Origin of the sequence: Chryseobacterium sp. MA9, from assembly GCF_024399315.1 — a bacterium.
In the GTDB taxonomy this organism is placed as follows: Bacteria; Bacteroidota; Bacteroidia; order Flavobacteriales; family Weeksellaceae; genus Chryseobacterium.
This window is the reverse complement of record NZ_CP075170.1, coordinates 69021-83944: the sequence shown is the minus strand read 5'-3', so window position 1 is coordinate 83944 and position 14924 is coordinate 69021. Positions and strand designations below refer to the sequence as shown.

The following is a 14924-nucleotide window of genomic DNA, read 5'->3' as shown; positions in this document are numbered from 1 at the left end:
AATCTATTGTTTCCGAAAATCTTTTTCTGAAGTTACATCAACTAAATTTTTATTTTTCTTCTGAAAAGCAGAATAAGTAATCACTACACTGACAGCCATTAAAATAAACGCTAAAAAGAAAGGTGCACCGGAAAACTTAAATGGCGCTTCATCATGCGTGAAAAAGTAAAATAAATTCGTCATCATTGGAGGTCCGATAATAGACGTTGCACTCATTAAACTCGTCAATGCTCCCTGAAGTTCACCCTGCTCATTGGAAGGAACACTTTTCGTGATAACAGACTGTAAAGCCGGGCCACAGATTCCTCCTAAACAATAGGGAACCAAGAATACGAACATCATCCATCCTTCAGAGGCAAAAGCAAACAGCAACATTCCTACTGCATAGAAAGCCAATCCGTAATAAATACTTTTCTGCTCACCAAGCCTTGGAGTAGTCCATCTGATAAGCCCACCCTGTACCAAACCGACCAGTAAGCCTACTACTCCTAATGAAATCCCCACCATCCTTTCTGTCCAGTTGAACTTATACATTGTAAAGAAGCTCCAGTTACTCTGTACAGCATGACCTGCAATATAGATCAATATTAAGGAAAGAATAAGTCCGGAAATTTCAGGGTGCTTACCTAAAAATTTAAATGAACTTATAGGGTTTGCACGTTTCCAGTCAAACTCTCTTCTTTTATCTTTATCCAAACTTTCAGGAAGAATGAAATACCCATACAGGAAATTAAGCAAACATAAGCCCGCAGCCGCATAGAAAGGAACTCTGGCACCATAATGACCAAGTACCCCGCCCAGGACCGGACCTATAATAAATCCGAGCCCAAAAGCAGCTCCTATCAGTCCAAAATTCTTGGCTCTGTCTTCATCAGTGGAAATATCTGCAATATAGGCACTGGCAGTGGTGACACTTGCACCCGTTATCCCGGCAATAACTCTTCCCAGAAACAGCCACCAGATTGTGGGAGCCAGTGCAAGAAAAATATAATCCACGGCAAATCCGAAAAGAGAGATCAGGATCACAGGTCTGCGTCCATATTTATCACTCAGATTTCCAACAAGCGGAGAAAATATAAATTGTGTAAATGCATAGGCAAATCCGAGCCAGCCACCATATTTTGCGGCTTCACTAATATCTGCGTGAATAAGTTCCTCAATTAATTTGGGAACAACGGGAATGATGATTCCCCATCCCGTAATATCTATCAGTAAAGTAATAAATATGAAGCCTATAGCCGCTTTTTTCTTTGAATTTTCCATGATGGTGCAAAATTAATCAAATCTGGAAAATAATGATTCTAAATTTTAGCATATTAAATAAGCATAATATGAAATAGTAAAATAAAATACACAGCATACATCGAAAAAGCCTGCTTCAGACTTATTGTTGAAACAGGCTTTTATCATTAATTTGAAATCATTTGCTAATTGCTCTTCAGCTTAGTATACAGTACTCTGTTGGTAATAATACATTTGATCAGGCAGCTTTGTTTTAAAGTCACTTTAACCATATTACTGTACTGGTAGGCCGTCGTATTCCCATTCAGTACAGATCTCACTCCTCTTCGGTAATAGGTTGTCTGTGTAACTGGCGGTGCATCATACGTAGTAGATGTAGCATTGGTAATATTTATAAAAGTTACATTATCAGTTGAACTTTGCCATTGGTATTCCGCAAAGCCGCTTACCTGCGCAGCTGTAATCTGATTAAATGCAACGGGATCATTGCTGATATCCATACACACCGTTTGGTCTGCAGCAATAGTTCCAGGGTCATTTACAGAGTTCACAAAAAGTCTTCCCACAGTAGAAATTGCCTGGAAGGAACATGTATGGAAGCTGGAGTTGGCAACTACACGGTATTGATTATTATTAAATCCTACAGGAACATTGCTAATAGTAAGAGTGGATGAAGTCACATTGCTGTAGTTGGTACCATTGGTCAGATTGATCCACGTACTTCCGTTAAGAACCTGCCATTGGTAAGTAATATTATCCGGAGTTTCATCTGTAGGAGTATTATTGATCACTGCAGTCATTGTTGTAGAACCACCTGCTGCTACCGTTTTATCTGAAGGCTGAGACAGATAAGTCATAGGAGCCAGATAATACTCTGAAAGAATGTTATACACTCTCATCTGACTGAATGAGAAACCTATTCCTATAGCTTCTCCAAAAGCCAGCTGTACTTCATCCCATGCTGCTGTGGGAATCACCTTAATGATCCGGCGCTCCTGGTTATCGCCAAAATCAAAAAAGAAATGTCCGTTGATACCTGTACGGTAGACTTCCTGTCCATTATTGTAAAAAACAAAGTTCCCCCCATTAAAACTAGGGTTAAAATTGAAACCATCCGAAGCAAAGTCAATATATACAGGTTTATTCGCCTGAAAATCGGCTCCATTGGTTCCTACGCCTACATACATACTACAGAAGAGGCCTGCACCTGTACCTGGTTTTAAAGAGGCGAATGAATTGACATCTGTATCAGTCATATTGTTAGGATTAACCGCTTCTTTTCCCAATCTGAAACAAAGGAAACCACCATCACTTGAACTTGATGTATTCGTGTCCAATAGCCTTCCGCATCCCCCGTTGGGAAGTGTTACCATTTCTTGAGATGTCATTTTACCTGATATAAAAAGACATAATGCTATAAGCACATATTGTAATATTGAATTTTTTTTCATAATCAATAATTTTTAAAGTTAATTATACACGGGATACTCATCCCTGAACAAGGATGATCATAATGGCTGTGTGCCTCTTAAAATTATTTGATTACAAATACAATATTCACGAAAGAGCAGGCAGTAGCCGATCCTATTACATCATAGTGAAGTATTCCATTGGCATCAATGCTTACATTGCTTAAAACCGTACTGTCAAAATCAGTCACATAATAATACAGATCCGATGCATTCGCAAAGAAAGGGATCACACCCGGAGCTCCCGTACTAGAAACTTTTGGGGCAGAAAACTGAGCTTTATAAAGCTGAAATAAGTCTTTCGTTCTTCCTGTTCCTAACGTAGAAGTATCAATACTGATGGAAGGCATATAAAAGAATTTAACAATATTCCCACTAATTGGGATCCAGTTTGGGCTGGCAGGTGTTCCTATATTCTGGGTCAAGGCCTGCCTTTTAAGATCATAAACCAGCAAACCATTAGCTGGAGTAGCTATTGTTGAGAGATCGGAAATCCTGGGGATCAATACGCCTTTATTGGTACCGGTAACATCTAATGCAGAACTTTTATCAGGATTTGAAGTACTAATCCCTACCTGCGCGTGAAGGAAGCTGACAGCACATAACACTGCAGCAGCGAATAATTTTTCGAATTTCATTTTTGTTTTGTTTTCAGTAAATATAAAATAATTTATTACATAAAACTCTTATTTTTTAATAATTTTTAAACAAAACAACCATTTTATTACAAACCCATAAAAATCCTTTATTATCCAGTGATTACACATAAATAAATTAATCTCTGAAATTTGACTTATTATAGATAATTCCACTTTACATCAATTTATAAAAAACGAAATTCACAAAATAATTAAAGAAAAATAGATTACAGAAACACAAATAAATAATTACAAATAGAAAAAGAATAAAATAATTATAAATTAAATAAAAAGTCATCCATTTACCATGAAAATATCCAGAATAACTGTAGAGAGATGCATTATTTGCCATCAGAAAGATAAATCCTTCAAAAAACCTAGAGGCATAAGGAAGAATAAAAAAAGACCGTTTCTTTCGAAACGGTCTTTACTAATTTATTGTAGTTTGTATTACTTTGAAGCAAGTTCTTCTTTTGTAGAAGTGGTTTTTCCATGTACCTCTTCTTCTTTTCCTGTTTTAAGGAAGTCATAAGCAATTGCAGACGCAATAAAGATAGATGAATACGTACCGAATCCAATACCAATTAACATAGCAAACATAAATCCTCTCAGGTTATCACCACCGAAAATGAAAATCGCAAGGATAACAAGAATTGTAGTAAATGAGGTGTTGAATGTTCTACCCAATGTACTTGAAATAGAGTCATCAAACAGACCAGCTAACGTTAAAGATTTTTTCTCTCTCAGGTATTCTCTAATTCTATCGAAGATAATTACTGTATCATTGATTGAGTAACCTAATACTGTAAGGATTGCAGCAACGAAATCCTGATTGATCTCCATGTTGAATGGCATGAACTTATGAAGTAATGAATAAGCTCCCAAAATGATAACAGCATCGTGGAATAACGCTGCAACAGCACCAAGAGAGAACTGCCATTTTCTAAATCTTACCAGGATATAGATGAAAATACCTGCTAATGCTGCAACTACAGCAAGAATACCATGAGTCTTGATATCATCTGCAACAGTAGGTCCTACTTTCTCAGAAGAGATAATTCCTGAATGATCTTTATCTGCAGATTTGAAGTCTTTTAATGTCATGTTTGCAGGTAAGCTGGATTTTAATCCGTCATACAATTTCTGCTCAACAGTCTGGTCAGCTTTCAAAGATTCGTCTTCGATAAGGTAATCTGTAGAGATCTTCAGCTGTTTGTCATTACCGAAAGTTTTAGCTTCTACAGAAGAGTTTTTCCCATCCTCAGTCTGGAACACTTTTACTAATTTAGCTTCAACATCTTCAGCATTTACAGCCTTATCAAATCTTACCACATAGTTTCTACCTCCTGTAAAGTCAATACCATATTTGAATCCGTGGATTGCAATAGATGCGATACAAACAATGGTTAAAATACCGGAAATGATGTAAGCATATTTTCTTTTTCCAATAAAATCAATCCAAGTATTTCTGAAAAGATTTTTGGTAGCACCTGTCCAAACAGAAAGGTGTTTTCCTTTATTCAGTCTTGAGAAGATCATTACTCTTGAAATCAATACTGAAGTAAAGAATGTCATCAAGATACCGATTCCTAATGTCAATGCAAAACCTTTGATTGGCCCTGTTCCAAAAAGGAATAGCACACCTGCCGTTAATAATGTCGTTAAGTGACCATCAACAATTGCATTTAATGCATGTTTGAAACCGTCTTTGTATGCTTCAAGAATACTTTTTCCTGCGAAAAGTTCTTCTTTAGTTCTTTCATAGATAATTACGTTCGTATCTACCGCCATGGCCATTGTAAGTACAATACCTGCGATACCAGGAAGCGTAAGTGTAGCATCCACGGAATCCATAATTCCGAAAATGTAGAATAAGTTGATTATCATTGCAATTACTGCATAAATACCGGCTCCACCGTAATAGAAAATGATATAAGCAATAATTAATAAGAATGCGATACCAAATGACATAACACCAGCATCAATAGACTCTTGTCCTAATGAAGGACCTACAACCGTAGCCTGAACTACTTTTGCACCTGCCGGTAATTTACCTGCTCCTAAAACATCTACCAATTCTTTAGCTTCTTCCTGAGAGAAGTTACCAGAGATCTGTGTTCTACCGTTCGGAATTGCATTTACAACGTTTGGTGCAGTATAAACTCTACCGTCAAGCGTTACAGCAACCGGCTTACCAACGTTTTTCTCTGTTAATGTTTTCCAATCTTTTGCTCCTTTGGAGTCCATCTGCATATCAACTACTACTCTGCTCAGCTCATCATAGCTGATGTTTGCAGTTTCTACTGCACCGTCTACCGGAGCTTTTTGGTTGATATTACCTCTGATTGCATACAAAACTAAGCTTTCAGTATCTGTAGCTTCAGGTTTGTACCCCCACATGAACTGTGTATATTTAATGTTAGCCGGACGTAAAGACTGTCCTACTTTGCTGTTTAAAATTTTATTTACAACAGCAGTATCGGATAATTTTACATTAGCAACACCATTCGTTCTTAATTTGTCAAGCTGTAAAAGGCTCATGAAGTTCACATTCTTTGCCACTCCCATAGAATCTCCTTTTGCAGCAACCATAGTTGTCAAAGTCTGGAAATAAGGTGCAATCTCAGGAACCTGCTGTACTTCCCAGAACTGAAGTTTTGCAGAAGTCTGAAGCATTTTTTTCACTTTATCGATGTCCTTCATACCAGGCATTTCTACAGAAATTCTAGCTGTTCCAGGTACTCTCTGAACGTTTGGCTGCACAGCACCCATTTTATCAATTCTCGTTCTGATTACCTCAAAAGCTGTTCCTACAGATGCATCAATTTTTCTTTTAACAATGCTTTTCACCTGCTCATCAGGAGTGTTGTACTTCACCTCAGTAAGGGTTGTATTTCCGAAAATTTCCGGATCTGCCAACTTAAGGTTTGTACCTTTAGCTTTGTTAACTACATCGAACTGCTCGAAGAAATTATCGATGTAAGCTTTTGTAGAATTCTTCTGTGCTTCATCAGTTTTGTTTAAAGCCTCAATAAGAACAGGATTTGTAGAATAATTCGTTAAATCATTCACAAGATCTCTCTGGTTGATTTCCAAAAGAACGTTGATCCCTCCTTTCAAGTCAAGACCAAGTTTCATTTCTTTGTCTTTGGCTTTAGTGTAATAAAGTTTTGTGAATCCTAGATTCAAAGTATCCTTAGAAAGTCTAGCAATTTCTTTCTGATACTTCTCCGGATTGTCTCCTGCAATAGCAGTCGCCTGCTTTTCAATTTTGCTGGCGTACCATGTTGGTAATAGCTCGTTTAAGCAAATCAACCCTAGTACAATAGCGACAATTGTAATAAGTCCTTTTCCTTGCATTTTGTTATAACTACGTTAAATTAAGTCGGCAAATATAATGATTTTCTTGTATTTTATGAATTTTTAACAACAGAAATGGTTTATTTTCAGATATATTGGTATTCTGAGTTCTATTTAAGATTTAACAATTTTTTCATGGTATCATAATGAAGTCTTCAAAATTCGATTGGTACAAAATTTTCATTCACTTTATCAACACCTTAACTATCAAAATATTATGAAAAAACTACTTTTTACCATTAGTATCTTTTCTTCCCTAATTGCTAATTCTCAAAGCATTAATTTGGAAGAATTTGCCACGGGACTTACCAGCCCGGTAGAGATTACAAACGCCAATGACAGCCGGCTTTTTGTTGTTCAGCAGAACGGAATTATTAAAATTATTCAACCCAACGGGACAATTAATGCCACCAATTTTCTGAATATCGGTTCAAAAATTATTTTTGGCGGAGAAAGAGGTCTTCTGGGACTTGCATTTCATCCACAATACTCTACCAACGGGTATTTTTTTGTGTATTATAACAACCCGGCCGGCAATATCATTGTAGCAAGATACAGTGTCAGCTCAACTGATCCTAATGTGGCTGATCCTGCTTCTGAAAAAATACTGCTCAACATTCCCAAACCATTCGACAATCACAATGGAGGAAGTATTCATTTTGCTCCTGACGGAAAATTATGGATTATCACCGGAGACGGAGGAAGTGGCGGAGATCCGAATAATAATGCCCAAAACAAGAATTCATTGCTTGGAAAAATGCTGAGAATAGATGTGGATGCTACCGGTCCCTATAATATTCCAACGGATAATCCTTTTGCAGGAACCATAGATGGTGCTGATGAAATATGGGCGTATGGTCTAAGAAATGCCTGGAAATTTTCCTTTGACCTGACTACAGGAAATGCGATGATTGCAGATGTAGGTCAGGGAGCTATAGAAGAAATCAATAAAATGCCTATAACACAAGCCGGCTTAAACTATGGATGGCGCTGCTATGAAGGAAATAATGCCTACAATACAGCAGGATGTGCTGCACAGTCTACAATGACGTTTCCTGTTGCTGTATATGATCATTCAGGTGGAAAATGTTCCATCACGGGTGGTTATGTTTACAGAGGAACACAATATCCGTCACTTCAGGGAAAATATTTTTTTGCAGACTACTGTTCTACCCAGATCGGAATTCTGGATAGCAATAATACCATTACATGGACGAGTCCGTATTCGGGAAATAATTTTTCTACTTTCGGCGAAGATTATCAGAAAGGGCTGTACGTAGCTGCTGTGAACAGTGGAAAAATCTTTAAAATATCCACAGGAAGTTTAGGAACTCAGGAAAATACTTTAGGAACCGTAAAAGTTTATCCTAATCCTGCTTCAAAAGAAATTTTCATTGATGGCGTTACAGATAAAAAAGCAACCCTGGAAATTATCAGTACAGAAGGAAGAAAAGTGCTGGAAACAGATCAGATCACTCATGGCAAAAGTATAAACATTTCAGGAATACCTGCAGGCGTATACTATATCAATCTGAAATCCGGAGATTTGAAATCATATACTCAGAAATTGATTATCAAATAGAATTATTCTTTAACATAGCACAATTCTGGTCTGCTCAGCATGACAACTATTTTGGCCATAGATTACTATTTCAACTAAAATTTTAATTCAAAATAAAAGCGGCTCAGATTTGAACCGCTTTTAATTTATATTGTCATGGAGAAAATCCTTGTTTCAGGTTTATTTCTCATCATTCTCAGGTCAAAAACCATAGCTACATTTCTTGTGAATGCTCTTCCGGCTTCTGTAATTTTAACTTCAGTTCCATTAATCTCCACCAATCCGTCATTTTCCATTTTCTTTCAACATTTCTAAGGCATTTTCAAGCTCAGGAAAAGAATTATTGATATCAAAAGTTGTTTCAAGCTGGCACATCAGATTCAGAATATGTCTTCTTACAATCAGATCTTCTTCACTCAGAACATGTCCTTTTACGACAGGGATTTCACCTTCTTCAACCATTTTCTGATATTCTTCCACTGTTTTTACATTCTGGGCAAAAGCATACCATGAATCTGAAATAGCAGACATACCAAGTCCTACCATCAGTTGGGTTTTGCTTGAAGTATATCCCATGAAATTTCTGTGAAGTTTTTTATGAATCAAAGACTGATACAGATCATCATGCTCAAGAGAGAAATGATCCATTCCTACCTCGATATATCCTAAATCCTGAAGCAGTCTTTTACCATCTTCATACAAACGGCGTTTTTCTTCTCCACTTGGAAGGTCATTTTCATCAAAACCTCTCTGCCCAACTCCTTTCACCCATGGAACGTGTGCATAAGAGTAGAAGGCAAGTCTGTCCGGCTTCAATTCCATTGTTTTTCTGATTGTGTGTTCCATTGCCTCCCAGTTCTGATGCGGAAGTCCAAACACAAGATCATGGCTGATTCCTCTGTACCCGATTTCCTTTGCCCATTCTGTAACATTTTTTACGTTTTCAAAGGGCTGAATTCTGTTGATTGCTTTCTGAACTTTGGGATCATAATCCTGAACTCCAAAGCTTACTCTTCTGAAGCCAAGGTCATATAAAGTCTGAAGATGTTCTTTCGTTGTATTGTTAGGATGCCCTTCAAAAGAAAATTCCGGGTGTTCCGCAATGTCTACTGTTGAAAAAATTCCCTCCAACAATGTTTTTAAGTTCTCAGGAGAGAAAAACGTAGGAGTACCGCCTCCTAAGTGTAATTCTTTCAGTTTAGGTTTTTCGGTGAACAGGTCAAGATAAAGTTTCCACTCTTTCAAAACACTTTCCAGATAGGGCACTTCAACGCTGTGCTGTTTGGTAATACGTTTATGACATGCACAGAATGTACACAAAGCCTCACAGAAAGGCAAATGGATATAAATAGAAATCCCCTCCTCTGCATTACTCTCATGAAAAGACCTGATTACTGTTTCTTTCCATTTCTCCTGTGAAAATGTTGATTCATCCCAATATGGAACGGTAGGATAAGAAGTGTAACGCGGTCCGGGAATATTATACTTATCTATTAAAGAGTTCATCTTGAAAATTAAAATTTTATAAGGGCATGAAAATTAACATCATTAAATTTCATCTTACAAAATTAACCATTAGTTATGAATTTTAACCTATGAATTATATTAGGTTCTATTTTATAATGAGTCTAAATACGTATGATCAACCTTTTGGCAAATAGTGATAAATTCTATACCTTATATTTAAAATTTTAATTTCATCACTGCAATTCTGCTATTTCCAGCAAGAACAACATTATTGCCATCTATCCATTGGCAGACGAAGAAATTTTTTTCATCAGAAATTTTTTTCCATGTCTTTCCAAAATCTGAAGAATAGCTGATATGCTTGTCTCCAACTGCAATGATTTCTTTTCCTTTTGATCCGGGCTTAATTTTCACACAGGTTGTATATCCAGCATTCTGTCCTGAAGCCTGAATCTTCCAGGTTTCTCCGCCATCATTAGTTGTTGCAATATTATTGACATTGGCATCCTGCTTTGTATAATCTCCTCCTGCTGCAACCCCAAACTGATCTTTATAAAAATCTATAGAGTACATCCCCTGAGAAGATTCTCCCTGTACAAATGGTGTATTGAAGATTTCAAACTTTTCATCTTTCAGATTCATTCTTAGAATTCTTGAAGCTTTTCCTCCGGTTGCAATCCACAGATATTTTTTAGATGATGAAATATTGGTATTACTGGCAGCAAATGCAGCCTCACCCTCGTTTAATTTTACATTATTCTTAAACATGCTCCACTTATCTTCTTTGTATATGGCCAGCTTCAGCATCTGATCTTTATCTGCATCGCTGAAAGTATAGGCTATTTTATCATTAACAAAATGTAGAGCATCATAAAAAGCTGTTTTTGCAGTGTCTTTAAAGACAATCTGTGATTTCAGATCTTTTTTATCTATTTTAAAAAAACGGGCAGGGCTTTCAATATTGATAGCATAGAAAGAAACTTTATCCTGTGCCAGCGTTCTGAACTGAAGCTTATCTTCAGATAGTTTTATCTGCTTCTGATTTTTATAATCTTCTAGATCTACAAACCCGAATTTGGAATCCGTACCGCTATACCAGACCTTGTTGTCATATAATTCAAGAGCTCTGATACTGATTTTATCATTAAGAATGGTTTCAAAGCTTTCCACTTGCTGGGAAAACGCTGTAAGCCCAATGGACAAAAATAAAATGGAAAAAATCTTTTTCATATTACAGGAAGATAAAAAAAACCGCCGAAGCGGTTTATATTGTTATTATTCTGCGTCCTGATATTTTTCAGGATTATTAAGTTTACTATTTGATTTTCCATAAAGGAAATAGACTAAACCTCCTAAGAACAACCATACAGCAGAAAGTTCCAATGCATGGGCACTTAAGTTAAATATCAAATAAATATTGATAAACACTCCCAATGCTACAACTATTTTGTAAGCCGGAACTTTGAAAGGTCTGATCAAATTAGGTTCTTTTTTTCTCATCACCCAAACAGCAATACAAACCAGTGTAAATGCAAACAGGGTTCCGAAACTTGTCATATCTGCCAACGTTGAAATTGGAGTAAATGCAGCGATCAGTGCCACTACAATTCCTAACAAAATAATTCCTTTGTAAGGTGTTTTTGTTTTTGGATGAAGCTGACCGAAGAATCCAGGAATCAACCCGTCTTTTGCCATCCCGATGAAAATTCTTGACTGTCCCATCATCATTACCATTACTACAGAAATTAATCCTACAGTAGCAGCAATCGTTACTATATTACTTGCCCAGTGTTTTCCGGCAATTTCAAAAGCATAGGCTACAGGTGCTTTAATGGCATCAGGATATTTCCCTTCAGGATTAAAGTCTGTATAATGCATCATACCTGTCAATACAAGCGATACACAAATGTAAAGCGCTGTACACACCAACAAGGATGCAATAATTGCAAAGGGAACATCTTTTTTAGGATTAATAGCTTCTCCAGCTTGTGTAGAAACAGCATCAAAACCAATATAAGCAAAGAAAATAGCTGCTGCTCCGGAAATAATCCCTTTAATACCATAGGCGGAAACCAGATCTCCTTCAGAATTTTTGATCTGTACCTGATCCGGAATAAAAGGTTTCCAGTTTTTAACACCATCTACAGCGTTGTAAAGATCAGTATTAGAAAAAATGATATAGACTCCTGCGATAATTACAAAGATAACTGCAGAAGTTTTCATCAAAACAATCAGGTTATTAGCCCCTGCCGCTTCTTTAGTACCTTTTACCAATAATGCAGTAATTAAAAGAACAAGAATAAATGCCGGCAGGTTCATTGAAAAACCATCTCCTGTATAACTGGCAGGATCTGATGTAAGATAGGCCGGTAAATGAATATTAAATATTTTCAAAAATTTGTTAAAATAACCGGACCAACTCACGGAAACGGCCATACTCGCCATGGCATATTCGAGGATGAGACACCACCCCATGGCCCATGCAAAAATTTCTCCTACTGTTCCATATGCATAGGCATAAGCTGAACCTTCTACAGGAATAATGGATGCAAATTCTGCATAGCATAATGCAGCAAAAACGCAGGCAATACCTGCTATGATAAAAGAAATGGCAAGTGCTGGCCCTGCATGATAATAGGCTCCCGTTCCGGTAAGAACAAAGATTCCACCACCGATGATAGCACCCACTCCAATTGCTGTTAAACTCCATTTTCCAAGGACTTTCTTCAGCTCACTTTTCTTCATATCTGCCTCATAGGCACTTAGTGGCTTTTTAACCCAAATTTTCGACATGTTTTTTTATTTATTAAGGATTTACGAAAATATAAAAAATTTAGAGACTCTCACGTTAATCGTTAAAATTTCCTTATTTATTTTACATTAAAGCCCTTAAAAACCTGAACAACATATTATATAATCCATTTTAAAAAGTCCATTTTTTTGCTTATTTTTGATTACATGAATTTATATGATCTTTTTGTAAAGCCTTATGAAAGCTATGATTCCTTACAAATTACATTGGAAGCATCAGGTGCTATTTTCGGAATACTGAGCGTATATTTTTCCATTAAGAAAAATATATGGGTATACCCTACCGGCATTATTTCAACCCTGATCTATGTATACCTTCTTTTCAATGCCGGGCTGCTAGGAGACTGTATGATTAACGTCTATTATACTGTCATGAGTATTTACGGCTGGGTTCTATGGGCAAGAAATTCTGAAGATCATGTTCATGTAGAAGTTACATGGGCTACCCGAAAAGAATGGATATATGCAAGTATTCTTTTCATACTGAGTCTGGCACTTGTTACTCTTATTTATTATTATAAGCCATATATTGATAATCAGTTTTCTATGGAGGGAACCAGTTTAGGATTGTATCATTTGGACTGGGCAAATTGGATGGATGTTTTTACAACTTCAATATTTTTAGTAGGAATGTGGTTCATGGCCAAACAGCGCATTGAGAACTGGATTTTCTGGATTATCGGAGATATTATCTGCATCCCTATGATGATTTTTAAGGGACTTGGAATCACTTCGGTTCAATATTTGGTATTTACTATAATGGCTATCTTAGGATACCTTAATTGGAAAAAAAGTTTTAAAGAAAAAAAAGTACAATAAAGTCATGAAAAATTTATTTAAAATAGCAGTCAGTATTTTTGCTATTACCAGTTTAACATCTTGTTTAGCATATACCGATGGATACGGAAGCAATAATGGTGGTTATGGATATGGTGATCCCTATTATAACAACGGGTATTACTATGCACCTTCCGGATATTACGGAAGCGGTGGGTATTATGGTAATGACGGCTATTATTACAGAAATAACGTTAATTACTACTATGATAATGGAATTCCTTATTACTATGACAGTTATAATAACTCCAGAAGAAAAGTCTATGTAGAAAGAAGATCTTCTTCTTCCTCAAGACCTCAAAACGGATTCCAGAATACACGTACAACAAATAGTAACGGTTCATACAATAATAACGGAGGATTCAATAATAATAGAAACTCCAATAGTAACAGTGGATTCAGAAACCAAAATAGTGGTTATCAGAACAATCAAGGTAACCAAAACAACAGCGGATTCAGAAATTCCAACAGTAATAGCGGATTCAGAAATCAAAGCAGTGGTAGCCAGAATAATCAAGGTAACCAAAACAACAGTGGATTCAGAAACCAAAACAGCGGCAGTCAAAACAGCGGCAGATCAGAATCTTCCAGCGGTGGATTCAGAAACAGCTCAAGCGGCCAAAGCAGTAGCTCAAACAGACAACAGAGCGGCGGAGGCGGCTTTAGATAAAACGATTATAAATAAGGAAACGAACAGTTAACACTGTTCGTTTTTCATTTTAAATATATTAATTTTGCTTCTTCATTTAACAAAAAAATATGGAATTTTATAAATATCAGGGAACAGGGAATGATTTTGTAATGGTAGACAACCGTGATCTGCAATTTACTAAAGACAAAGGTATTATTGAAAAACTATGTGACAGACGTTTTGGGATAGGTGCTGACGGCCTTATTCTGCTGGAAAACGATCCAAACTACGACTTCAAAATGGTGTACTACAATTCTGACGGAGGAGAAAGTACCATGTGCGGAAACGGAGGAAGATGTCTTGTAGCTTTTGCTTTTTTCCTTGACATCTTTGAAGATAAATGCAAATTTATCGCAACAGACGGAGAACATGAAGCTGAAATCCATAACGGGATCATTAAATTGAAAATGATTAATGTAGACACCATTTCACAAGATGGAAATGACTTTGTTCTGAATACAGGATCTCCACATTATGTAAAATATGTAGAAAATCTTCCGGATTACAACGTGTATAGTGAAGGAAACGGGATCAGAAATTCGGAAAAATATAAAGAAAAAGGAATCAATGTAAACTTTGTAGAAAAAATTTCTGATAATGAAATTTTTGTAAGAACCTATGAACGAGGCGTTGAGGACGAAACTTACAGTTGCGGAACAGGAGTTACAGCTTCTGCTTTAACTTTTCTTCAAAAACATAATCTAACCTCTGTAAAAGTTAAAACTTTAGGCGGAAATCTTAAAGTACATGCTGAAAAAAGCGGAGATACATTCCAGAACATTTGGCTGGAAGGTCCTGCAAAGCAAGTTTTTAGAGGTAAAACAGATCTTCTTTAAAAACAAAAACTT

Annotated in this window: 10 protein-coding genes and 1 pseudogene; 4 read left to right on the top strand and 7 right to left on the bottom strand. The window is 36.5% G+C overall.

Annotation, left to right across the window (positions count from 1 at the left end; all coding sequences use genetic code 11):
• Window positions 1–3: 3 nt before the first annotated feature.
• From KIK00_RS00340 to secD, 4 genes are all read right to left on the bottom strand, one after another.
• Window positions 4–1263 (bottom strand): TCR/Tet family MFS transporter, encoded by a 1260-nt coding sequence (locus KIK00_RS00340; RefSeq protein WP_255814595.1) that lies wholly within the window; start codon window positions 1261–1263, stop codon window positions 4–6.
• A 164-nt stretch (window positions 1264–1427) separates the two neighbouring features.
• A complete protein-coding gene (locus KIK00_RS00335) occupies window positions 1428–2693 on the bottom strand; it encodes a hypothetical protein (RefSeq protein WP_255814594.1) in 1266 nt (421 codons plus the stop codon).
• An 83-nt stretch (window positions 2694–2776) separates the two neighbouring features.
• Window positions 2777–3349 (bottom strand): hypothetical protein, encoded by a 573-nt coding sequence (locus KIK00_RS00330; protein WP_255814593.1) that lies wholly within the window; start codon window positions 3347–3349, stop codon window positions 2777–2779.
• A 450-nt stretch (window positions 3350–3799) separates the two neighbouring features.
• Window positions 3800–6709: a protein translocase subunit SecD gene (gene secD / locus KIK00_RS00325; RefSeq protein WP_255814592.1), complete on the bottom strand. Its 2910-nt coding sequence runs from the start codon at window positions 6707–6709 to the stop codon at window positions 3800–3802.
• A 217-nt stretch (window positions 6710–6926) separates the two neighbouring features.
• Between secD and KIK00_RS00320 the strand changes: the two genes are divergently transcribed.
• Window positions 6927–8291 (top strand): sorbosone dehydrogenase family protein, encoded by a 1365-nt coding sequence (locus KIK00_RS00320; RefSeq protein ID WP_255814591.1) that lies wholly within the window; start codon window positions 6927–6929, stop codon window positions 8289–8291.
• A 125-nt stretch (window positions 8292–8416) separates the two neighbouring features.
• Here the strand turns inward: KIK00_RS00320 and hemN are convergent.
• The 3 genes and pseudogenes from hemN to KIK00_RS00305 all read right to left on the bottom strand — a co-directional run bounded on the left by hemN (window position 8417) and on the right by KIK00_RS00305 (window position 12530).
• Window positions 8417–9776 (bottom strand): annotated as a pseudogene (gene hemN / locus KIK00_RS00315) (oxygen-independent coproporphyrinogen III oxidase).
• 177 nt (window positions 9777–9953) lie between these two features.
• Window positions 9954–10967, bottom strand: coding sequence for a glycosyl hydrolase (locus tag KIK00_RS00310; RefSeq protein ID WP_255814590.1), 1014 nt, complete (start codon window positions 10965–10967; stop codon window positions 9954–9956).
• Window positions 10968–11012: 45 nt separating this feature from the next.
• A complete protein-coding gene (locus KIK00_RS00305; RefSeq protein WP_255814589.1) occupies window positions 11013–12530 on the bottom strand; it encodes an amino acid permease in 1518 nt (505 codons plus the stop codon).
• 165 nt (window positions 12531–12695) lie between these two features.
• On the opposite strand from KIK00_RS00305, the gene pnuC reads away from it, so the two are divergent.
• The 3 genes from pnuC (at window position 12696) to dapF (ending at window position 14912) form a co-directional block, all read left to right on the top strand.
• The gene (pnuC, locus tag KIK00_RS00300; protein ID WP_255814588.1) at window positions 12696–13367 is read left to right on the top strand and encodes a nicotinamide riboside transporter PnuC; all 672 of its coding nucleotides are present in this window, start codon (window positions 12696–12698) and stop codon (window positions 13365–13367) included.
• Between the two features lie 4 nt (window positions 13368–13371).
• Window positions 13372–14055 (top strand): hypothetical protein, encoded by a 684-nt coding sequence (locus KIK00_RS00295; RefSeq protein WP_255814587.1) that lies wholly within the window; start codon window positions 13372–13374, stop codon window positions 14053–14055.
• Window positions 14056–14144: 89 nt separating this feature from the next.
• Complete coding sequence (gene dapF / locus KIK00_RS00290; RefSeq protein WP_255814586.1) at window positions 14145–14912, top strand: diaminopimelate epimerase; 768 nt, start codon at window positions 14145–14147, stop codon at window positions 14910–14912.
• Window positions 14913–14924: the final 12 nt, after the last annotated feature.

Coding starts and splice junctions, on each gene's coding strand:
- KIK00_RS00305 (WP_255814589.1), bottom strand. CDS start 12,530: ATGTCGAAAATTTGGGTTAAAAAGCCACTAAGTGCCTATGAGGCAGAT.
- KIK00_RS00330 (WP_255814593.1), bottom strand. CDS start 3,349: ATGAAATTCGAAAAATTATTCGCTGCTGCAGTGTTATGTGCTGTCAGC.
- KIK00_RS00295 (WP_255814587.1), top strand. CDS start 13,372: ATGAAAAATTTATTTAAAATAGCAGTCAGTATTTTTGCTATTACCAGT.
- dapF (WP_255814586.1), top strand. CDS start 14,145: ATGGAATTTTATAAATATCAGGGAACAGGGAATGATTTTGTAATGGTA.
- KIK00_RS00335 (WP_255814594.1), bottom strand. CDS start 2,693: ATGAAAAAAAATTCAATATTACAATATGTGCTTATAGCATTATGTCTT.
- pnuC (WP_255814588.1), top strand. CDS start 12,696: ATGAATTTATATGATCTTTTTGTAAAGCCTTATGAAAGCTATGATTCC.
- KIK00_RS00310 (WP_255814590.1), bottom strand. CDS start 10,967: ATGAAAAAGATTTTTTCCATTTTATTTTTGTCCATTGGGCTTACAGCG.
- KIK00_RS00320 (WP_255814591.1), top strand. CDS start 6,927: ATGAAAAAACTACTTTTTACCATTAGTATCTTTTCTTCCCTAATTGCT.
- secD (WP_255814592.1), bottom strand. CDS start 6,709: ATGCAAGGAAAAGGACTTATTACAATTGTCGCTATTGTACTAGGGTTG.
- KIK00_RS00340 (WP_255814595.1), bottom strand. CDS start 1,263: ATGGAAAATTCAAAGAAAAAAGCGGCTATAGGCTTCATATTTATTACT.